Genomic DNA, 20,586 nt, shown 5'->3' with positions numbered 1-20,586 from the left:
CTCGCAGCGGCGGGTCGCGGCGCTGCCGCCGGCTCAGCGGAGGTCGCGCGCGGGCCGGCCCGCCCCCGATGCTACCAACCGGCGGAGGGCGTGAAAAAAGCCGGGACGACGGTGTCCCGGCCTGCCCGTCCTCGGGCGCCCGGCTCGCGGCCGGGCCGTGCGGTGGGCGGCCCGGGGAAGCAGGCCGCCCCCTGACCTACTCGGGGTACTTCGGCGGCAGGGCCTGCTCGGCCGCCTGGAAGATCCGCCGGACGTCGCCGTCGGTGAGGATCTTCGGACGGCGGCGCAGGTACGAGCGCGCCCGGTTGCCGGCGTAGACGTCCACCTCGCGGACCCGCATGACCTTCCACGGGATGGACGGGCCGTAGATCGCCACGGACGGCTGGACGGGCACGTCGAACCCGACCCGCTCGCCGAGGATGCTGCTGGCCTGCTGGGCCTCCCAGCGTGCCTCGTCCAGGCGGTCCTTCTTGTTGAAGGGGCCGTGGAAGAGCTTGAGGTGGGACATGGTGCGCACGGGGAGGCGCTTGTCCCACTTCTCCGAGTCGATGGCGTAGACGCCGCTCGGCCCGATCACCAGGTGGTCGATCCGCCCGTCGCTGACGCCCTCGTCGTCCCGGGGGACGGCCCGCGCGTGCAGCACGAGGTAGCCGTTGCGCTGCAGCGACTTCAGTTGCCGCTCGGTGCGCCGTTCGGCCGCCGAGGACTTCTGCCAGGCGGTGACGGAGGAGCTCTTGCGGGACTGCCGGACGACGTCGCCGATGACCACGAGGACCGCGACGGTGACGCCGAGCCGCCAGCCGAACACGAGCAGGACCGCGAGGCCGGCGACGACGGCCACGCCGATCCGCCACATCCACCGGCGCGTCCGGGGGTCGTCCAGCATCGTCGCGGCGGTGTCCTCCTCGGGTCGCTCCTTCACCGGAGCCTGCTGATGGTGCTCACGCCTCTCCTCCGAGCGTGTCTCCTCGGTGTCGGCCTGGGGCCGTCCTCTGGCTTGTCCCTGCATGTTGCCCCGCTCCACGATCGCCATGAGTGACGCTCCGTATTCCTCTCCCATCGGGGGCATGATCCTCCGTGCGCAGAGTAATCATCGATCGGGTCGTCGCCTAGTCATGGGGGGTTCATAGTTTTGTCGCCCCGGGACGGTGATTCACTTACGGCACGGACGGGTAGACCGGTATTCATCTCCCTTCACCGATGTTGTCCTGTCTGCCCTCTTTGATGCCCGCGCACACGGCGTCTAGCGTTCCGGTTTGTGACACAAACCCATGACCTCAGCGCCACCCGGATGGCGACCGCCGTACGCACGAGGGAAGTATCTCCGGTCGAGCTCGCCGACCACTATCTGGCCCGCATCGAACGGCTCAACGAGCAGGTCGGCGCCTACGTGACGGTCACCGCCGAACGCGCCCGCGAGGAGGCGCGCCGCGCTGAGAAGGCGGTGACGGACGCCGCGGACCCCGCGGACCTGCCGCCGCTGCACGGCGTCCCGGTCCCGATCAAGGACCTCAACATGGTGAACGGCGTCCGGATCACGTTCGGCTCGGCCGTCTACGCCGACCTGACCGGCTTCGCGGACGACAACGTGGTGGCCAAGCTGGCGGACGCGGGGACGGTCCTGCTCGGCAAGACCACGACGCCGGAGTTCGGGCTGCCCTGCTACACCGAGGGGGACGTGTCGCCCCCGGCCCGGACGCCGTGGGACACCTCCCGGTCGGCGGGCGGCTCCAGCGGCGGCGCCGCGGCGGCGGTCGCGTCCGGGCTGGCGCCGGTCGCGCAGGGCAGCGACGGCGGCGGCTCGATCCGGATCCCCAGCAGCGCCTGCGGGCTCTTCGGGATCAAGCCGACCCGCGGCCGGATCTCGCAGGGGCCGGTCATCCCGGACCTGTTCGGGCTGTCCACGAACGGGCCGATCACCCGGACCGTCCGCGACGCCGCCCTCATGCTGGACGTGATGTCGGGCCACATGCCCGGCGACCTGTTCCGGGCGCCGGCGCCGGACGCGCCGTTCCTGTCCCACGCCGACCGGCCGCCCGGCCGGCTGCGCATCGCGCGGAGCCTCCGGCCGCCGGTGCCGGACGTCGAGGTGCACCCGGACTGCGTCGCCGCCTACGAGGACGCGTCCGCGCTCCTGGAGGAGCTGGGCCACGAGATCGTCGACCTGCCGCAGGTGCTCGGCTCGGACCTCGTGCCCCACTTCGCGACGCTGTGGGGCGTGATGGCGACGATGACGCCCGTCCCGGAGGAGAGCGAGCACCTGCTCCAGCCGCTGACCCGCCACCTGCGCGCGTACGGCGACAAGACGCCGGCGCCGAAGCTGTTCCAGGCGCACGCCGCGCTGCAGGGCGCGCTGCGCGCCGCGTTCCCGGTGATGGACGAGTTCGACGCGATCCTGCATCCGACGCTGGCCATGCCGCCCGTCCCGATCGGGTACTTCCACGACCTGGAGCCCGCGGAGAACTTCCGGCGCCAGACGCACTTCACGCCGTTCTGCGCGATGTACAACATCTCGGGGCAGCCGGCGGTGAACGTCCCGCTGCACTGGAACGAGCAGGGCCTGCCCATCGGGATCATGCTCGCCGGGCGGCTCGGCGGGGAGGGCACGCTGATCTCGCTGTCCGCCCAGCTGGAGGAGGCCCGCCCGTGGACCGACCGCAAGCCCGCGATCTGGACGGCGTGAGCCCGCCCGCACCGGGCATGGTGCAGGCGTGGGCGACGACGAACTGATCAGGCTGGCCGGCAGGCACGGGGTCGCGACCCGGTACGAGGACTGGCGCGGGCGCGACACGGCGGTCGCGCCGGACACGCTCGTCGCCGTCCTCGCGGCGCTCGGGGTGGACGCCTCCACACCCGCCGCCGTCCGGGCGGAGCTGGACCGGCACCGGGAGCGGTCGCGCGGGCTGCCGCCGAACCTCCTCGTCCACCGGGCGGCGGGGGAGACGGCCGGCCGGATCCGCGCGGCGCTCCGGCGGCATCTGGAGCCGGGCGAGGACGCCGAGGCCGAGATCAGGACCGGCGCGGACGAGGTGCTCGCGCCGCCGCACGCCGGCGGCTCTTCGGCCGAGCGGCCGTTCGAGCCGCTGCCCGGAAGCGGGGACGTCCCGCCGGGCTGGCACCACCTGCGCGTCCGGCGCGGGTCGACGTGGCTGTACACGACGCTGCTGGTCGCCCCGGACTCGGTGCGGCCCCCTCCCCGGGCGTGGGGGTTCACGGCGCAGCTGTACTCGGTCCGGTCCAGCGCGTCGTGGGGGCTCGGCGACCTGCGCGACCTGGTCGACCTCGCGACGTGGAGCGGCCGGGAGCTCGGCGCGGGTTTCGTGCTGGTCAACCCGCTGCACGCGACGGAACCCGTCCCGCCGGTCGGGCCGTCCCCGTACTCGCCGATGAGCCGCCGCTTCCCCTCGCCGATCTACCTGCGGATCGAGGACATGCCGGAGTACGCGCGGCTGCCCGCCGAGGACCGGGAGCGGTTCGGGGCCGTCGCGGCCAAGCTGCGCGCCCAGGAGGGCCTGCTGGACCGGGACGCGGTGTGGGCGGCCAAGCTGGAGGCCTTCGAGGCGATGTACCGCGTCCGGCAGGCGGGCGACCCGGGGTTCGAGGAGTTCCGCCGGCGTGAACAGGGAGCCCTCGGCGACTTCTCGACGTGGTGCGCCATCAGCGAGGAGCAGGGCGCCACGGACTGGCGGCGCTGGCCGTCCCGCCTGCACAACGCCCGCGACCGCGGTGTCCTGGAGGCCCGCGAGTACGACCGCCGCGCCGCCTTCCACGAATGGCTCCAGTGGCGGCTGGACGGGCAGCTCGCGGACGCGCAGCGGGCCGCCCGGGACGCCGGGATGGCGGTCGGGATCGTCCACGACCTGGCGGTCGGGGTTCCGCACGGCAGCGCCGACACCTGGATGTACGGCAGCCTGTGCGCGCCCGGGATCAGCGTCGGCGCGCCCCCGGACGAGTTCAACCAGCGCGGCCAGGACTGGGGCCAGCAGCCGTGGCGGCCCGGGGCGCTGGCCGACAGCGCGTACCGGCCGTTCCGCGAGATGGCGGCGGCGGCGCTCCGGCACGCCGGCGGGATACGCCTCGACCACGCCATGCAGGTGTCGCGGCTGTGGTGGGTGCCCGAGGGCGCGTCGCCGGCCGAGGGGACCTACGTCCGCTACGACCGCGAGGCCCTGCTCGGCTGCCTGGCGTGGGAGGCCGAGCGCTTCGGCGCCGTCGTCGTCGGGGAGGACCTCGGCACCGTCGAACCCGAGCTGCGGGAGGAGCTCGCGGACCGCGGCGTCCTCGGCACGTCCCTGCTCTGGTTCGAGCGCGACGCCGGCGGACGCCCCAAGCCGCCCGGCCGGTGGCGCGAGCTGTCCCTGGCGACCGTCGGAACCCACGACATGCCGCCGATCACCGGCTTCGCGCACGGCGACCACATCGCGCTCCGCGATCGCCTCGGCCTGCTCACCCGTTCCCGGGCCGAGGAGGAGGACGACCACCGCCGCCGGCTCGACGACTGGCTGGCCGTCCTCCACGCGCAGGACCTGCTCCGCAGCGCGCCCGCCGACGTCATGCGGGCCCTGGCGGACGGCTCCGCCGCCTACGACGAGGAGATCGTCACGGCCCTGCACGACTTCCTGACCCGCACCCCGGCCCGCCTCGTCGGCATCTCCCTGGCCGACGCCGTCGGCGAACGGCGGACCCAGAACCAGCCCGGCACCACCGACGAGTACCCCAACTGGCGGGTCCCCCTGGCCGATCGGGACGGCGAGCCCGTCCTCCTCGACGACCTCCGGACGGGAAGGGCGCTGCGGCTCTTCAGGACAGCGTCGACATGATGCGCTTGGTGACGTCGTGGAGCAGCGTGTCGGGGTGCAGCTCGGCCGCGGCGATCGCCGAGAACAGCGCGGGCAGCCCCGGCAGCGGGTAGGAGTCGTCGTCGCCTGCCAGCACCGTCTTGCCCAGGGGGTGGCGGGACAGGGACGTGCGGGCGCGGCTCCACGCCGCCTGGACCTCCTCCGGGGACGGGACGCCGAAGCCGTGGCCGACCGGCGCGGCGTGCCGCAGCTTCACCAGCGGGCTGTCGGCGAAGTCGGCGGCGAGCTTGCAGCGGCCGGTGAGGTCGGCGCGGACGAGGTCGTCCAGGCGCGTCACGACCGTGCAGGGCGTGCGGCACCGGGCGGCGCAGTCGCCGAGGGCGGAGGAGACCTGGCTGTGCTGCCGGTCGAGATACGCGCGCCAGCCGGGCCCCGGCTCCCTGGCGACCCGCAGGGTGCGCTCGCAGGCGGAGCGCTCCGGCCGGGTGTGGTCGCACATGCGCGGCGTCCCGGGCTCGATCGGGACGCCGAAGCGGCTGCCCTCCCCGCTCACCGCCGCGCCGATCAGCGCCGGGTCGCCCGCGTGGCCGAGCACCGGCTCCCACGCCAGCATCGGCAGGTACTCGCTGGCGATGTGGACGGCGGCGACGAGCGCGGCCATGTCGCGGCGCCGCCAGCGGATCGCGATGACCTCCAGCAGGAGGCGGTAGGCGGGACGGAGGCTGGCGAGTGCGCCGCGCGGCCGCTCCCGCGGCGCCTGCGGCATGCGGCTCGCGCGGGCCCGGTCGAGCAGGTCCGGCGGCACCTCGCCGGCCTCCTCGGGCATGCCGAAGTCCTCGGCGTCCAGGTCGAGGACGCGCTGCCCGAACGCGCAGAGCGCCGCGACGGCGGTGGAGCGGCCGTCCGCGGCCAGGGTGCCCTGCGTGATCAGCGCCTCCAGATCGCCGAACGCGTAGCGCCGCGCCAGAGCCGCCAGAACGTCCTCAGCCGTCTCCACGCCGCCTCCCCGTGACCCGTCGTCCCCCGTGACCTTGCAACTTTCGCACGGTCACGGGGGACGGGAACAGGGGTCGGCCGAACACCGGGTCAGGCGGACGCGGCGTCCTTCGCGCGGGCGCGCAGGGCGCGGGCCACGCCGTCGCGCCCCTCCGACAGCAGCCGGGTGAGCGCCGCGGGCGGCCGCTCGTCGGCGATGTAGGACTCCGTGCGGTCGATCGTCGACTGCTCGATCACCAGGAAGGGGTAGGCGACCTCGGCGAACGTCTGGGACATGTCGCTGGTCCACTCCTTCCACACCCGGCCGACCTCGGCGAAGTACCGGTCCACGTAGGGGACCAGCAGGTCGGCCTGGTCGGGCTCGACGAAGCCGCCGAGCGTCGCCCGGTAGACGGCGTTCGGCAGGTCGCCGGCCACGATCCGCTCCCACGCTGCGGCCTTCGCCTCGGCGGTCGGGACCGCGGCCTTGCAGGCGGCGGCGTGCCGCTCCCCGGCGGCGGTCCTGTCCCGCTCGAGCTCGGCGTCGATCTCGGCCTCGCCCGCCTTGCCGGTGACGACGAGGCGGCGCAGCAGCGCCCAGCGCAGGTCGGTGTCGACCGTGAGGCCGTCGAGGACCTGCGAGCCGTCCAGCAGGTCCCGGACGAACGCCAGGTGCTCGTCCGTGCCGGCGGACGCGGTGAACGCCTGCGTGTAGGCGAGCTGGAGGTCGGAGCCGGGCTCGGCCTCGCGGGCGAGGTCCCAGAGGGTGTCGGCGAGCAGGGCCAGGCCCTCGGTGCGCCAGGCCGGGTCCGCGTACTGCTGGACGGCCGTGCGCGCCTGCCGCAGCAGCGTCTGCGTGACCGAGATGTCGGTGACGCCGCGGATGCCCTTCGCGACGAGCCGGACGTAGTCGCGGGTCGCCATCTCGGCGTCGCGGGTCATGTCCCACGCCGCCGACCAGCACAGGGCGCGCGGCAGGCTCTCCTTCACGTCGCCGATGTGCTCGACGAGCGTCCGCAGTGAGTGCTCGTCCAGCCTGATCTTCGCGTACGTGAGGTCGTCGTCGTTGACGAGCACGAGGTCGGGACGCTTCTCGCCGACGAGCTGCGGCACCTCCGTGCGGGCGCCGACGACGTCGAGTTCGACCCGCTCGCGCCGGACGATGCCCTCGGCAGTCTTGTCATAGAGCCCGATCGCGAGCCGGTGCGAACGCACCGTCGGGTAGTCGGCCTTCGCCTCCTGCAGAACGGCGAAGGACGTGAAGTCGCCGTCGGCGTCCACCTCGTACTCGGGACGCATCGTGTTGACGCCGGCGGTCTCCAGCCACTCCTTCGACCACGACGCCAGGTCGCGGCCGGACGTCTCCTCCAGCGCGCCCAGCAGGTCGGTGAGGACGGTGTTGCCCCACGCGTGCCGGTCGAAGTAGCGCCGGACGCCCTCCAGGAAGTTGTCGAGGCCGACATAGGCCACGAGCTGCTTCAGGACGGACGCGCCCTTGGCGTAGGTGATCCCGTCGAAGTTCACCTCCACGGCGCGGATGTCGGGAATGTCCGCCGAGATCGGGTGGGTGGACGGCAGCTGGTCCTGCCGGTACGCCCACGCCTTCTCCAGGTTCGCGAACGTCGTCCACGCGCCCTTCCACTTGGTGGCCTCGGCCATGCACAGGACGCTCATGTAGGTGGCGAACGACTCGTTCAGCCACAGGTCGTCCCACCAGCGCATGGTGACCAGGTCGCCGAACCACATGTGCGCCATCTCGTGCAGGATCGTCTCGGCGCGCCGCTCGTAGGCCGCGTCGGTGACCCGGGACCGGAATACGTAGTCCTCCAGGAACGTCACGCAGCCCGCGTTCTCCATCGCCCCCGCGTTGAACTCGGGGACGAACAGCTGGTCGTACTTGCCGAAGGGGTACGGACGGCCGAACACCTTCTCGAAGTAGGCGAACCCCTGGCGCGTCACGTCCACGATCGCGGGGGCGTCGAGGTGCTCGGCCAGCGACGCCCGGCAGTACACGCCGAGTGGGATCACGGTGCCGTCCTCGCGGCGGTACTCGTCCCGGACGACGTGGTACGGCCCGGCGACGAGCGCGGTGATGTAGGTGGAGACCTGCGGCGTCGGCAGGAAGTGCCACCGCCCGCCCTCGGCGGTCTCCGGAGCCTCGTTCGTGATCACCTCCCAGTCCTCCGGCGCCTTCACCGCCAGCTCGAAGGTGGCCTTCAGGTCGGGCTGGTCGAAGCACGTGTACATGCGGTGCGCGTCGGCCGTCTCGAACTGCGAGTACAGGTAGACGCTCTCGTCCACGGGATCGACGAACCGGTGCAGGCCCTCGCCCGACCGCGAGTACTCGCAGTCGGCCACGACCCGGAGCTCGTTGTCCGCGGCCAGTTCCGGCAGCGGGATCCGGCCCTTCTCGGCGTCGTAGGACGCCGGGTCCAGGGCCTTGCCGTTCAGCGTCACCTCCCGCACGACGGCGCCGTGCAGATCAATGAACGTGGACGCGCCGGGCTCGGCACTCCCGAACCGGACCACGGTCGTGGACCCGAACCGCTCCGCACTCGTGGTGAGGTCCAGGTCGACCGTGTACGACTCGACGCTGAGCAGCCGGGCCCGTTCCCGCGCCTCGTCGCGCGTGAGGTTGCCTGCCACATGAACTCCTTGGTCGGTTCAATCGCTTGCCGCCCCCATGTCTACCAACCGGACGCCGATCCGGTCGCTCCGCCACGGTGCCCGGCATGGTGCCGGCGACCGGGAATCGGAAGGGGGGCGCCCCGGTTGTCGCCTGATGAGGTACCCCGTTCGCTGTAGGAGGCGACATTGGCCGAGAACGCCCCCACCCCTGTGGACTTCTGGTTCGACCCCCTGTGCCCCTGGGCGTGGATCACCTCCCGCTGGATCCTGGAAGTGGAGAAGCAGCGTCCGATCGAGGTTCGCTGGCACGTGATGAGCCTGGCCGTCCTCAACGAGGACAAGGACATCCCGGACTCCTACCGGAAGATGCTGGCCGATGCGTGGGGCCCGGTCCGCGTGTGCATCGCCGCCGAGCAGAAGTACGGCCCGGAGGTGCTCGGACGGCTCTACACCGAGCTCGGCACCCGGCGTCACAACGAGAAGCGGAAGTTCGACGGCGACCTGATCGCGGCGGCCCTGACGGCGGCCGGTCTCGACCCGGCGCTCGCGGACGCCGCCGACTCCACCGACTACGACGAGGCCCTGCGCGCCTCCCACAAGGACGGCATCGACCGCGTCGGCCAGGAGGTCGGCACCCCGGTCATCGAGGTCGAGGGGCACGCCTTCTTCGGCCCGGTCGTCACCCCGATCCCGCGCGGCGAGGCCGCCGTCAAGCTGTTCGACGGCGTGCTGGCCGTCGCTTCCACCGACGGGTTCTTCGAGCTGAAGCGCACGCGCACGCGGGACCCCATCTTCGACTGAGCGGAGTCAGGGGACAGGCAGGGAACAGGTATCGCACCGGTCAGGTAGTTGCGACTTAGTTGCAACTACTAGCAGTACGCCCCAAACTGGTCCTGCAGTCACGAAGAGGTAGGACGGTGAGGGACGTGCACGTACCGGACGGATTCATCGACGCGCCGGTGTCGGTCGCGGCCGGCGCGGTCGCGGTGGCCGGCGTCGGGGTGGCTCTGCGCGGGGCGCGACGGGAGCTGGACGACCGGACCGCGCCCCTCGCCGGGCTGACCGCGGCGTTCGTGTTCGCGGCGCAGATGCTCAACTTCCCGGTCGCGTCCGGGACGAGCGGCCACCTGCTCGGCGGGACGCTCGCCGCGATCCTCGTCGGGCCCTACACGGGCATCTTGTGCGTGTCGGTCGTCCTGCTGATGCAGGCCCTCCTGTTCGCGGACGGGGGCCTGACCGCGCTGGGCGTCAACATCACGACGATGGCGCTCGTCACGGTCGCCGTCGGGTACGGGCTGTTCCGGGTCCTGCTGTGGGTGCTGCCCAAGACGCGCACGTCCGTGTCGGTCGCGTCGTTCGCCGCCGCGGTCGTCTCGGTGCCCGCCGCCGCCGTCGCCTTCACGCTGATCTACGCGGCCGGCGGGACGGCGGACGTCTCCCTCGGCAAGGTCGCCACCGCGATGATCGGCGTCCATGTGCTCATCGGGATCGGCGAGGCGCTGATCACCGCCGTGACCGTGTCCAGCGTGCTCGCCGTCCGGCCCGACCTCGTCCACGGCGCCCGCGGGCTGATGAAGCCCCTGGAGCTGCGGACCGCCGGGCGCCCGGCCGCCGAGCCCAAGCCGTCCCGGGCCTGAGAGGAGGGTCGCGATGACCACCAAGCGCTTCTTCGCCGGTTTCCTGCTCGTCTCGCTCGTCCTGGCCGGGATCGTCAGCTACTACGCCAGCGCCGACCCGGACGGCCTGGAGAAGGTCGCCGAGGACAAGGGCATCAGCGCCAAGGAGAAGGACCACACGTTCAAGGACTCCCCGCTCGGCGACTACGGGGTCAAGGGCGTCGACAACGCGCGGCTGTCCGGCGGGCTGTCCGGCGTCGTGGGCGTCGGCGCCGTCCTGCTGGCCGGCGGCGGCCTGTTCTGGGCCGTCCGGCGCCGGGGTCCCGGGGACGCGGAGGCGGTGCCGGACCGGGACGAGCAGGTGCCGTCCGAGACGTCCCAGAAGGGCTGATGGGCGCGGGCCACGCGCACCGGCTCTACGTGCCGGGCGCCTCTCCGGTGCACCGGCTTCCGCCGCAGTGCAAGCTGGTCGCGGTGCTCGCCTTCGTGCTGCTGGTCGTCGCCACGCCGCGCGAGCGCGTGTGGGCGTTCGGCGTGTACGCGCTGCTCCTCGCGGCCGTGGCGGCGGCCTCCCGGATCCCGTTCGGGACGGTCGCCCGCCGCATCGTGATCGAGGTGCCGTTCGTCGCGTTCGCGTTCCTCATGCCGTTCGTCGCGAACGGCGAGAAGATCACCGTGCTGGGGCTGCGGCTGAGCGAGAGCGGGCTGTGGGGCGCCTGGAACATCCTCGCGAAGGGCACCCTCGGCGTCGTCGCGTCGATCCTGCTGGCCGCGACCACCGAGCCGCGGCTCCTGCTCCTCGGCATCGAGCGGCTGCGGATGCCGCAGCTCATCACGCAGATCGCCACGTTCATGCTGCGCTACGGCGACGTCGTCACGGCCGAGCTCGGACGGATGAAAGTGGCGCGGGCGTCGCGCGGCTTCGAGGCGCGCGACCTCCGGGCGACGGGCGTGCTCGCGAAGTCGGTGGGGGCGCTGTTCCTGCGCTCCTACGAGCGGGGCGAGCGCGTCCACCTGGCCATGATGAGCCGCGGCTACGACGGCCGCATGCCCGTCACGCACGACGTCGCCGCCACGGCCGCGCAGTGGGCGGCGGCGGCCGTCCTTCCCTCGGCCGCCGCCCTCGTCGTCCTGGCTGCTTGGATGGCCCCATGACTCCCTCGCTGGAGGTCCGGGGCCTCGCGTACGCCTACCCCGACGGCACGCAGGCCCTCTACGGCGTCGACCTGACGATCGGGCGCGGCGAGCGGGTCGCGCTGCTCGGGCCGAACGGCGCCGGGAAGACCACGCTCGTCCTGCATCTGAACGGCATCCTGCACGGCGGGCTGGGCGGGGTGAGGGTCGGCGGCCTTCCGGTGGACCCGAAGGACAAGAAGGCGCTGCGGGAGATCCGGCGCCGCGTCGGGATCGTCTTCCAGGATCCCGACGACCAGCTGTTCATGCCGACCGTGCGCGAGGACGTGGCGTTCGGGCCCGCCAACCTCGGCCTGCGCGGCGCCGAGCTGGACCGCCGGGTGCGGGACGCGCTCGGCCGGGTCGGCATGCTGGACGTCGCCGACCGGCCGCCGCAGCACCTCAGCTTCGGGCAGCGCCGCCGCGTCGCCGTCGCGACCGTCCTGGCGATGGAGCCCGAGATCCTCGTGCTGGACGAGCCGTCGTCCAACCTTGACCCGGCCAGCCGCCGCGAGCTGGCCGAGATCCTGCTGTCCCTGGACGTGACCGTCCTGATGGTCACCCACGACCTCCCGTACGCCGCCGAGCTGTGCCCGCGGTCGGTGATCCTCTCCGGCGGCGTCATCGCGGCCGACCGTCCCACCCGCGACCTGCTGACGGACTCGGCCATGCTCGCCGAGCACCGCCTGGAGCTCCCGTTCGGCTTCGACCCAGCAGCGGCACTTGCCGGGGGGTGTGGGGGGTCGTCCCCCCACTGAAGGTGGGCCGCCGTTTCCTGAGCCGCCGCCGTTCCGGAGCCGCCACCGTTCCGGGCCGCGTGTCCGGGCGTTCCGCTTGCCTCGCCGTCCGCGCTCCGCGAGACTCGGGGGTACTGACACTGGTAACGGTTTTCATATCTCCACTTTGGGGGCATTCGTGAAGGTTGCGTTCGTCGGCAAGGGCGGCAGCGGCAAGACCACCCTGTCGTCGCTGTTCGTCCGGCACCTCGCCGGGCGCGGGCTGCCGGTGGTGGCCATCGACGCCGACATCAACCAGCATCTCGGCGTCGCGCTCGGCCTGGACGAGGCGCGCGCCGCCAAGATCCCCGCCCTGGGCGACCGGCTCACCGAGATCAAGGACCATCTGCGCGGCACCAACCCCCGGATCTCCGGCGCGTCCGCGATGGTCAAGACCACCCCGCCCGGCACCGGCTCGCGGCTGCTGCGGTTCCGCGGCGAGGACCCCGTCCACGAGGCGGGGCAGGAGGTCGACGGCGTCACGCTGCTCGCCACCGGCCCGTTCAACGACGACGACCTCGGCGTGGCCTGCTACCACTCCAAGACCGGCGCGGTCGAGCTCTACCTCAACCACCTCGTCGACGGCCCCGGAGAGTACGTCGTCGTCGACATGACCGCGGGCGCGGACACGTTCGCCTCCGGGCTGTTCACCCGGTTCGACCTGATGTTCCTGGTCGCCGAGCCCACCCGCAAGGGCGTCGGCGTGTACCGCCAGTACACCGAGTACGCCCGCGACTACGACGTCTCCATCCGCGTCGTCGGCAACAAGGTGCAGTCCGAGGACGACGTCGCCTACCTGCGCGAGCACGTCGGCGACGACCTGCTGACCTGGCTCGGCCAGTCCGCCGCCGTGCGGGCGCTGGAGCAGGGGCGGCACGGCGTCGAGCTGGAGGACGGCAACGCCGCCGCCCTCGACCGCATGCGCGCCGAGGTCGACGCGTGCGTCAAGGACTGGGACAGGTTCCAGCGGCAGGCCGTCGAGTTCCACGTCAAGAACGCGCGAAGCTGGGCGAGCCGGGCCGCGGGGGAGGACCTCGAAGCGCAGGTCGACCCGGACTTCCGCTTCCCCTCCGCGGCGGACGCCGCCTACTCCGGGTAGTCCGGGGCCTACCGGCGGAGACGGATGGGGACTACTCTGCCCGCCATGACGATGCGGCGGATGCTCGCGATGACGGGCGGCGCGTTGGTTCCCCTTGCCGTCCTCTCCCTCCTCGTCGGCAACCAGTGGGTGACCGACGCGATCGCGGAGAGCGGCTTCGAGTTCGGCGACGGCATCGGACCGCTGGTCTCCTGGCTGTTCGCGCTCGCCTGGCGGTTCACGCCGCGCACCGGGGCGGACTGGCGCTCCGTGGTGTCGGACGACTTCAGCCTGCTGGTCCTCTTCGCCGTGCTGGCGGTGCTGGTGGCGGGCGGCATCCGGCTCACCGACCCCGAGCGCGGCCCGTTCGGCGCCGTGATCATCGGCTGGTGGGCCGCGGTCGTCGCGGCCGGCGCGTCCGGCCTGGTGTCCGGGCCGCTGTCGTACTGGGCGCTGGACTTCCCCGACGATTCGCTCAGCATGGTGATCTTCTCGTCGATCGGTCAGGGCGCGGCCTTCGGGCTGGCGTTCGGCTGGCTCTCCGGTCTCGGCGCGCTGGGCGGCCTCTTCCTCGGCCGCCCGCGCGAGGCCGGGCCGCGGCCTCCGGGCGCCCAGCAGCCGTACGGCCCGCCGCAGCCGTACGCGGCGCAGCCGGGCATGCCCATGCAGCAGCCCTACCCCCAGCAGGCGCCCCCGCAGCAGATGCCGCAGCAGATGCCGCACCAACCGCACCAACCGCACCCGTCGGCCGTCCCGTACGTCCCGCCGCAGGGGCAGCCGCCGCAGGCCGGCTGGGGTGCCGGTCCCGTCCCGCAGCAGCCGGGCCAGCCGGGCCAGCCGGGCCAACCGGGAGGGCAGTTCGGCGCGCCTCCCGTCCCGCAGCAGCCGTCGGCGCCTCCCCAGGAGCAGGCGCCGCCTCCCGCCTCGCCCGCGGAGCCGGAGGAGGCCCCGCGGGACGCGCCGGGCGAGGCCCCCAAGGGCCCCGGTGAGGACGCTCCCGAGGACGCCGGAGACGACACGCCGAAGGACGACCCGAAGGACGAACCGGCCGACGACGGCAAGGACGACGGCGAGGAGGACGGGGACGACGACCTCGACCTCGCCGACCGGACGGTGATCGACCGCAGGCGCGACGACGACACCTGACCCCCGCGCGCGCACGCTTCCCGGGCCTGCGAGAATCGGGCCCATGCGCGTGTTTCTTGGATCCGACCATGCCGGCTTCGAGCTGAAGGAGCACCTGGTCTCCTGGCTGAAGGAGCACGGGCATGAGGCCGTCGACTGCGGCGCGTTCGAGTACGACGCCGCCGACGACTACCCGCCCTTCGTCCTGCGGGCGGCCGAGCGGACGGTGGCGGAGCCGGGCACGCTCGGCGTCGTGATCGGCGGGTCCGGGAACGGCGAGGCGATCGCGGCGAACAAGGTCCGGGGCGTCCGCGCCGCCCTGGTCTGGAGCGAGGACACCGCGACGCTCGCCCGCGGGCACAACGACGCGAACGTCATCGCGCTGGGGGCGCGCCAGCACGATCTGGACACCGCGGCCCGGTTCCTGGAGCTGTTCATCGAGACGGCCTACTCCAAGGAGCCGCGCCACACGCGCCGGATCAGGATGCTGAGCGAGTACGAGGAGACCGGTCAGCTGCCCCCGCTGCCGCGCGAGGGCTGACCGGCACCGCCGGGCGCCGGGCGCTACAGCCCGTTCTCCGGGGGTTTGTGGGGGCCGCGCTTGCCGAGGCGGCGCCGCTCGTTCTTGGCGGCCTTGGTCCGCTTCGCGGGCTCGCCGGAACCGCCGGGTCCCGGACGCGCGCCCGGCGCCGGACCGGCGGGCGGCGCCTCGCCGTCGGGCCGCGGGCGCGAGATGTCGCGGGCCCTCATCGCCGCGTCCACCGTGATCCTCATGCCCGGCTGGACCATGCCGCCCCTCCTCTCCCGGGGAGAACATCGACCCCGGAGTCACCCCTACCCCGATATCGTGTAGCGGGACCGTCGCGAACAGTGACCGGTGCGGCCGGATACTGACCGGGCGGGGGCAATGCTCGATACAGTGCCGGAGTCATGCTTCAACGACTGGTGCAGCTGCTCCCGCCGAGAGTCCGCGCCGTGCTGCGCAGGATCCCCTTCCTCGTCATGCTGTACCGGTGGCTCCGGCGCGGGAAGCTGACCAGGGAGCGGTACGTCTTCGCGGCGCTGGCGGTCCTCGCGATCGCGATCGGGCTGGCCACCTCCAGCGAGTCGCGCGGGCTGGCGCCGTCCGGCGCCTTGGTGCTGATCGTGCTGGTCGGCGGGCTGCTGCTGAAGGTGCGGAGCCTGGTCGGCCTGCTCGGCGTCGTGGTCGCGGTGACGGCCTACAACGCCTGGGAAGAGGTCGCCTCGATCGGGCCCGGCATGATCGCCACCCTCACCATCACCGCGGTGCTCGCGCTCACCCTGGCGCGGACGCGCCAGCAGCTCGGGGTGCAGGGCCTGCGCGGCGACTCGATGCTGCTGGAGCTGCGCGACCGGCTGCGGCGGCACGGCGAGATGCCCGAGCTGCCGGACGGCTGGAACACCCAGGTCGTGATGCTGCAGGCGGGCGGGTCGTCGTTCGGCGGCGACTTCGTGGTGTCGGCGTCCGACGGCGACACGCTGGAGGTCGCGCTGGTCGACGTGTCCGGCAAGGGCACCGACGCCGGGACCCGGGCGCTGATGCTGTCGGGGGCGTTCGGTGGGCTTCTTGGATCGGTCCAGCCCGACCGTTTTCTCCCCTCTTGTAACGGTTACCTGCAACGCCAGCGGTGGGACGAGGGGTTCGTCACCGCCGTCCACGTCGTGGTCGACCTGAAGTCGGGGGAGTACACGGTCGAGTCGGCGGGCCACCCGCCGGCCGTCCAGTTCGACTCGGGCAGCGGCGCCTGGCGGGTCAGCTCCGCCAAGGGCGTGGTGCTCGGTGTGGTCCCCGACCTGAACTGCGTCCCCGAACGGGGGCAGCTGCGGCCGGGCGACGCGCTGCTGCTGTACACCGACGGGCTGGTGGAGTCCCCGGGCAGCGATCTCGACGCCGGGATCGACCGGCTGCTCGGCGAGGCGGAGCGGCTCGTCCCGCAGGGCTTCGGCAGCGGCGCGCGGAAACTGGTGGAGACGATGGCCGCGACCCGCGACGACGACTGCGCGCTCGTCCTCATCTGGCGCACCTGACCGCGGCCGGCCCCGCGTCAGCCGCGCCTGTGCCTGCCCCTGGCCACGGACGCCGGAGGCGACGGCGGATGGTGGCCCCGGCCCTGCGTGCGGCCGGCGATGATCGCCCCGATGAGGACGGTGCCGGCGGCGGCCCCGACCCCCGCCAGGAGCCGGGTGCGCGTGGACGGCGGCCCGGCGGCGTCGGGCGGCGTGAACGCCCTGGTGTCGGTCTCCTCGTGGCGCGCCGGTTCTGGCCGGTACGGCGCGTCGGGCGGCGGCGCGACGCGCGCCCGGACCGGCGGCGGGGCGGCGTCGGGCGCGGGCCGCGCGGGCCGTCCGCCGGACCGCGGCTGCCCGACCAGGGCGAGCAGCAGGTCGGACGCGGTCGGGCGGTCCGCCGGGTCCGTCGCCAGCGCCCACCGGACGGCCGGGACGAGCGCCTCCGGCAGCCCCGACAGGTCCGGGTCGCCGGCGGCGGTGCGCAGCGTCGCGGGGTCCCCGCCGATCGGCATGCGTCCCGTCCCGGCGTGGGCGATGAGGCAGCCCCAGGCGAAGACGTCGGCCGCCGGGGTCGCGGGCCCGCCGACCAGCACCTCCGGCGCCATCCAGCCGGGGGTGCCGAGGAGCTGGCCGCTCGCGGCGGGCGGCCCGGGGGAGTCCTGGCTGCGCGCGATGCCGAAGTCGATCACGCGGCAGCCCGACAGGGTGAGCATCACGTTGGCGGGCTTGAGGTCGCGGTGCACGAGCCCGGCCGCGTGGATGGCGGCGAGCGCCGACGCGACGCCGACGGCGACGCCGTGCAGGTCGGCGGGCGGCAGCGGCCCGTCGCCGGCGAGCCGGTCGTGCAGGGAGATGCCGCCGACGTAGTCGGTGACGAGGTAGGGGCGGCCGTTCTCCTCCCCGTGCGCGATGACCCGCGCGGTGCAGAAGGAGGCGACCCGGCTCGCGAGGTACGCCTCGTCCTTGAAGCGCCTGCGGTAGGACGGGTCGCCGGCCAGGTGCGGGTGGATCGTCTTCACCGCGACCCGGCCGCCGGACTCGGGATCGGCGCCGAGGTAGACCGTGCCCATCCCGCCGGAGCCGAGCCGGCCGAGCAGCCTGTGCCCGGCCACCTGGCGCGGATCGGCGGGTTCGAGCGGCCGGATGTCTGCGTTCATGCGGTGTTCCCGGCCCCCCTTCCGTCTCTCCCGTCCGTCCATCCCCGTTCGCGGGCAGATTATGGCGAGTTCGCGGAGGAAGTGCGGAAACGTGATTGTCACGCCGATGTAGCACCGCGTGCACCGGACGGGTGCAGAGTGGAGGTCAGTTCGGCAGCACGGCCGGTCCCGTCGGATCCTCCTCGGCGCGCGGGTGGCGGCCGGCTGGCGGCACCGAAGGCGGTGTCCGCGTGGACGGCTCCCCAGGGGTGGGAGGCGCCGTCCGCGCGGGCGCCGGTCCGATGTTTCGCAGGGCAATGGGGAGGTAACAACCAGTTCTGCGCTCACCCCCCGGCGCTGGACGCGGCGCGCGGCGCCGGCCGCCGCGTGCGAGCCGGAAGGGGGAGAAGCGCCGGGTGCGGAGGCTCCGGGACCTGCTGTCGCCGTCGTGCTGGTCGGTACGGACCCGCGTGACCGCCGCCGCGACCCTGATCGTCGCCCTTCTCTTCATCGCCGGCGTCGTGCTCTTCTACCAGACCGTCCGGAACACGGTCTACCAGGGCCTGCACGACCGCGGCACCTTCGCCATCGCCGACCTGACCGCCCAGGTGCGCGACCACGACCCGCGCGGCACGCTGCACGTGCATGATCCCGATTTCATCCTCCTGCAGGTCGTGGACGAGAACGGCATCGTGCTGGCGCACAGCGAGCCCCTGCGGACGAGCCCCCCGCTCGACGTCCCCGCACCGCCGGTCCAGGGCAGGCCCGGCCATCGCACGACGGAGCTTCCGGGGTACGCCGAGGTCTATGTCGTCACCGAGCGGGTGCGGACCCGGACGGGGCAGCGGACCGTCCACACCGCCGCCCCCATCACGGAGTTCCACCGCTTCAAGAGCCTGTTCATCGGCCTGCTCGCGATGTCGGTCGTGGTGGCCACCACGGCGGTCGGCTGGATCGTGTCGCTGTCGATGCGCCGGGCGCTGCGGCCGGTGCGAGAGATGAGCGCCGAGCTCACGGAGATCACCGGTGGCGAGACCGACGAGCGGGTGACCGTCCCGGCACCGGTGGACGAGGTGTCCGAGCTGGCCGCGTCGGTCAACGTGACGCTGGACAGGCTGGAGGACGTCCTGCGGCGGCAGCGCGCGTTCGTCGCGGACGTCTCGCACGAGCTGCGCAGCCCGCTGACCGGGCTCCGCGCCCAGCTGGAGGTGGCCCTCCAACATCCCGAGGACGAGGACTGGCCGGCGGTCGCGCGGGCGGCCCTCGCGGACGCCGACCGGCTGCAGGGCATCGTCGGCGACCTGCTCATCCTGGCGAAGCTCGGCGCGGGCGTGCACGTCCCGCGCGAGCCCAGGGATCTCGGCGAGCTGGTCCGGGCGGAGGTGGACCGGCGGCCCCGCCGGGTCCCGGTCGAGGTCGAGGCGGACGAGGGCGTCCAGGCGCGGGTCACCCCGCACCACATGGTGAGGCTGCTGACCAACCTGCTCGACAACGCCGAGCGGCACGCCAAGTCGCGGGTGCGGGTGAGCGTGGCGGCGGACGGGCCGGACGCCGTGCTGGAGGTCCGCGACGACGGCACCGGCGTCCCGCCGGAGTTCCGCGAGCAGATCTTCCGGCGGTTCCAGCGGCTCGACGAGGGCCGCGAGCGCGATCCCGGCGGCACCGGCCTCGGGCTGACGATCTCCCGCGACATCGCCCGCGCGCACGGCGGCACGCTCGTCGCCGCCGACAGCGACCAGGGCGCGCGGTTCGTGCTGCGCATCCCCCGCGACGAGCTGTGATCCTCGCTAGCCCGCCGCCACCGGCGGGCGGCGTGCCGCGTGCCGGGTCGCCTGCTCGAACGCGTGCCCGATCCGCAGCACGGCGAGGTCGGCGCGGTGGGGGCCGACGATCTGCAGGCCGACCGGCAGCCCGCCGGAGGTGAAACCGGCGGGCACCGACAGCGCCGGGCAGCCGGTCGCCGAGATCAGGAAGCACGACCGCATCCATTCCAGGTAGTCGTGCATCCGCTGCCCGGCGACCTCCTCCGGGTATTCGAGGTCGGCGTCGAACGGCGGCACCTGGCTGACCGGCAGGAGCAGCGCGTCGTACCGGCCGAAGAACTCGCGCATCCGGTGGAACAGGGCCGTGTGCAGCGTCTCGGCCCGCCCGAGGTCGGCGCCGGTGAGGGAGCGCCCGGCGTCGATGTTCGCGGCCAGGGACTCTTTGAATTCTCCACGGCGCTCGTCGAGGAGGGGGCGCAGGGTGATGTCCCAGTGCCAGGCCCGCAGGGTGCGGAACACCTCGTCGGCGCCGGTCAGGTCGGGCGCCGCCTCCTCGACCGCGCAGCCCAGCTCCTGGAAAACCTTGACGGCGGGTTCGAGGACGCCGGTGACGGCGGGGTCGACGGGGATCGTCCCGCCGAGGTCGGGCGCCCAGGCGACGCGGAGTCCCGCGAGGTCGCCGTCGAGCGGGGCGGCGAACGCCGAACCGGGCGTCTCCAGGGCGATCGGGCTGCGCGGGTCGGGCCCGGCGAGCACCGACAGCAGCAGCGCCACGTCCGCGACCTCCCGGGCCATCGGGCCCTGCACGCCGAGCGTCGACCAGGCCGCCGCCACCGGCCACGACGGCACCCGTCCCGGCGACGGGCGGAGCCCGGCGACGTTGCAGAAGGACGCGGGGTTGCGCAGGGAGCCGCCCATGTCGCCGCCGTCCGCCAGCGGATGCATCCCGCAGGCGAGGGCCGCCGCGGCGCCGCCGCTGCTGCCGCCCGCCGACCGCGACGGGTCGTAGGGGTTGCGGGTGAGACCGAAGACGGGGTTGAACGTGTGCGATCCGGCGGCGAACTCCGGGGTGTTGGTCTTGCCGAGCGTGACGGCCCCGGCGGCCCGGATCCGCTCGACGACCAGCTCGTCCTCGGCCGGGACGTGGTCGGCGAAGATCGGCGAGCCGGACGTGGTGCGGATGCCCGCGGTGGCGTGGGTGTCCTTGTGCGCCACCGGAAGGCCGTGCAGCGGGCCGGGCTCCTCCCCGGCCGCGAGCCGCTCGTCGGCGGCCCGTGCCTGCTCGGCCGCCCGCTCCGCGACCAGCGTGACGACGGCGTTGACCCGCGGGTTCGTCCGCTCGATCTGGTCGAGATGCGCCTGCAGGACCTCGCGCGCAGACAGCTCGCGGGTGCGGATGCGGCGCGCCAGGTCGCGGGCGGACGCGAAGCAGATCTCCTCGGACACGTGCCTTCCCTTCTGCCGGGTCCCTCCCAGTGTCCACCCC

Annotated in this window: 18 protein-coding genes; 12 read left to right on the top strand and 6 right to left on the bottom strand. The window is 73.5% G+C overall.

Going from position 1 to position 20,586, the window contains the following annotated elements:
- Positions 1-196: 196 nt before the first annotated feature.
- Positions 197-1,033: a nuclease-related domain-containing protein gene (locus K8Z49_RS15735; protein WP_024935818.1), complete on the bottom strand. Its 837-nt coding sequence runs from the start codon at positions 1,031-1,033 to the stop codon at positions 197-199.
- A 225-nt stretch (positions 1,034-1,258) separates the two neighbouring features.
- On the opposite strand from K8Z49_RS15735, the gene K8Z49_RS15730 reads away from it, so the two are divergent.
- Positions 1,259-2,683: an amidase gene (locus K8Z49_RS15730; RefSeq protein WP_412519403.1), complete on the top strand. Its 1,425-nt coding sequence runs from the start codon at positions 1,259-1,261 to the stop codon at positions 2,681-2,683.
- A 28-nt stretch (positions 2,684-2,711) separates the two neighbouring features.
- Complete coding sequence (gene malQ, locus K8Z49_RS15725; protein WP_412519401.1) at positions 2,712-4,820, top strand: 4-alpha-glucanotransferase; 2,109 nt, start codon at positions 2,712-2,714, stop codon at positions 4,818-4,820.
- Here the strand turns inward: malQ and K8Z49_RS15720 are convergent.
- Both K8Z49_RS15720 and pepN read right to left on the bottom strand, forming a co-directional pair.
- Positions 4,801-5,796: a hypothetical protein gene (locus K8Z49_RS15720; RefSeq protein ID WP_021593067.1), complete on the bottom strand. Its 996-nt coding sequence runs from the start codon at positions 5,794-5,796 to the stop codon at positions 4,801-4,803. The two genes, malQ and K8Z49_RS15720, sit on opposite strands and share 20 nt — an antisense overlap.
- An 89-nt stretch (positions 5,797-5,885) precedes the next feature.
- The gene (pepN, locus tag K8Z49_RS15715) at positions 5,886-8,420 is read right to left on the bottom strand and encodes an aminopeptidase N (protein ID WP_412519399.1); all 2,535 of its coding nucleotides are present in this window, start codon (positions 8,418-8,420) and stop codon (positions 5,886-5,888) included.
- Positions 8,421-8,588: 168 nt separating this feature from the next.
- On the opposite strand from pepN, the gene K8Z49_RS15710 reads away from it, so the two are divergent.
- From K8Z49_RS15710 to K8Z49_RS15675, 8 genes are all read left to right on the top strand, one after another.
- A complete protein-coding gene (locus K8Z49_RS15710; RefSeq protein ID WP_024935816.1) occupies positions 8,589-9,203 on the top strand; it encodes a DsbA family protein in 615 nt (204 codons plus the stop codon).
- A 116-nt stretch (positions 9,204-9,319) separates the two neighbouring features.
- A complete protein-coding gene (locus K8Z49_RS15705) occupies positions 9,320-10,039 on the top strand; it encodes an energy-coupling factor ABC transporter permease (protein WP_021593064.1) in 720 nt (239 codons plus the stop codon).
- Positions 10,040-10,052: 13 nt separating this feature from the next.
- Positions 10,053-10,409 (top strand): PDGLE domain-containing protein, encoded by a 357-nt coding sequence (locus K8Z49_RS15700; RefSeq protein WP_021593063.1) that lies wholly within the window; start codon positions 10,053-10,055, stop codon positions 10,407-10,409.
- Positions 10,409-11,173, top strand: coding sequence for a cobalt ECF transporter T component CbiQ (cbiQ, locus tag K8Z49_RS15695; RefSeq protein WP_412519396.1), 765 nt, complete (start codon positions 10,409-10,411; stop codon positions 11,171-11,173). The genes K8Z49_RS15700 and cbiQ overlap by 1 nt, the downstream gene beginning before the upstream one ends.
- Positions 11,170-11,949 (top strand): energy-coupling factor ABC transporter ATP-binding protein, encoded by a 780-nt coding sequence (locus K8Z49_RS15690; protein ID WP_075022621.1) that lies wholly within the window; start codon positions 11,170-11,172, stop codon positions 11,947-11,949. Before cbiQ ends, K8Z49_RS15690 begins: the two co-directional genes overlap by 4 nt.
- Before the next feature lie 157 nt (positions 11,950-12,106).
- Entirely contained in the window at positions 12,107-13,066 is a 960-nt protein-coding gene (locus tag K8Z49_RS15685) for an ATP-binding protein (RefSeq protein ID WP_075022622.1), read from the top strand.
- Positions 13,067-13,111: 45 nt separating this feature from the next.
- Entirely contained in the window at positions 13,112-14,191 is a 1,080-nt protein-coding gene (locus K8Z49_RS15680; RefSeq protein WP_412519393.1) for a hypothetical protein, read from the top strand.
- A gap of 43 nt (positions 14,192-14,234) precedes the next feature.
- Positions 14,235-14,711: a ribose-5-phosphate isomerase gene (locus K8Z49_RS15675; RefSeq protein WP_111829642.1), complete on the top strand. Its 477-nt coding sequence runs from the start codon at positions 14,235-14,237 to the stop codon at positions 14,709-14,711.
- Between the two features lie 23 nt (positions 14,712-14,734).
- Here the strand turns inward: K8Z49_RS15675 and K8Z49_RS15670 are convergent, their stop codons facing one another.
- Positions 14,735-14,959, bottom strand: coding sequence for a hypothetical protein (locus K8Z49_RS15670; RefSeq protein ID WP_021593057.1), 225 nt, complete (start codon positions 14,957-14,959; stop codon positions 14,735-14,737).
- Positions 14,960-15,100: 141 nt separating this feature from the next.
- On the opposite strand from K8Z49_RS15670, the gene K8Z49_RS15665 reads away from it, so the two are divergent.
- Positions 15,101-16,219, top strand: coding sequence for a PP2C family protein-serine/threonine phosphatase (locus tag K8Z49_RS15665; RefSeq protein ID WP_024935814.1), 1,119 nt, complete (start codon positions 15,101-15,103; stop codon positions 16,217-16,219).
- A 17-nt stretch (positions 16,220-16,236) separates the two neighbouring features.
- Here K8Z49_RS15665 and K8Z49_RS15660 read toward each other — a convergent pair whose 3' ends face one another.
- A complete protein-coding gene (locus tag K8Z49_RS15660) occupies positions 16,237-17,358 on the bottom strand; it encodes a serine/threonine-protein kinase (protein ID WP_024935813.1) in 1,122 nt (373 codons plus the stop codon).
- A 395-nt stretch (positions 17,359-17,753) separates the two neighbouring features.
- On the opposite strand from K8Z49_RS15660, the gene K8Z49_RS15655 reads away from it, so the two are divergent.
- On the top strand, positions 17,754-19,118 hold the full coding sequence (locus K8Z49_RS15655; protein WP_412519390.1) for a sensor histidine kinase: 1,365 nt from the start codon (positions 17,754-17,756) through the stop codon (positions 19,116-19,118).
- 6 nt (positions 19,119-19,124) lie between these two features.
- Here K8Z49_RS15655 and K8Z49_RS15650 read toward each other — a convergent pair whose 3' ends face one another.
- The gene (locus K8Z49_RS15650) at positions 19,125-20,546 is read right to left on the bottom strand and encodes an amidase (protein WP_021599710.1); all 1,422 of its coding nucleotides are present in this window, start codon (positions 20,544-20,546) and stop codon (positions 19,125-19,127) included.
- Between the last annotated feature and the right edge of the window lie 40 nt (positions 20,547-20,586).

The sequence above is a fragment of the Actinomadura madurae genome, assembly GCF_047130825.1.
Taxonomy (GTDB): domain Bacteria; phylum Actinomycetota; class Actinomycetes; order Streptosporangiales; family Streptosporangiaceae; genus Spirillospora; species Spirillospora madurae.
Note: the sequence above shows the minus strand (reverse complement) of the source record. Positions and strands in the feature narration are given on the sequence as shown.

Bases quoted from the DNA above. Each gene is read 5' to 3' on its own strand.
- cbiQ (WP_412519396.1), top strand. From the start codon at position 10,409: ATGGGCGCGGGCCACGCGCACCGGCTCTACGTGCCGGGCGCCTCTCCG.
- K8Z49_RS15700 (WP_021593063.1), top strand. From the start codon at position 10,053: ATGACCACCAAGCGCTTCTTCGCCGGTTTCCTGCTCGTCTCGCTCGTC.
- K8Z49_RS15660 (WP_024935813.1), bottom strand. From the start codon at position 17,358: ATGAACGCAGACATCCGGCCGCTCGAACCCGCCGATCCGCGCCAGGTG.
- K8Z49_RS15665 (WP_024935814.1), top strand. From the start codon at position 15,101: ATGCTTCAACGACTGGTGCAGCTGCTCCCGCCGAGAGTCCGCGCCGTG.
- K8Z49_RS15735 (WP_024935818.1), bottom strand. From the start codon at position 1,033: ATGGCGATCGTGGAGCGGGGCAACATGCAGGGACAAGCCAGAGGACGG.
- K8Z49_RS15675 (WP_111829642.1), top strand. From the start codon at position 14,235: ATGCGCGTGTTTCTTGGATCCGACCATGCCGGCTTCGAGCTGAAGGAG.
- K8Z49_RS15680 (WP_412519393.1), top strand. From the start codon at position 13,112: ATGACGATGCGGCGGATGCTCGCGATGACGGGCGGCGCGTTGGTTCCC.
- K8Z49_RS15670 (WP_021593057.1), bottom strand. From the start codon at position 14,959: ATGGTCCAGCCGGGCATGAGGATCACGGTGGACGCGGCGATGAGGGCC.
- K8Z49_RS15690 (WP_075022621.1), top strand. From the start codon at position 11,170: ATGACTCCCTCGCTGGAGGTCCGGGGCCTCGCGTACGCCTACCCCGAC.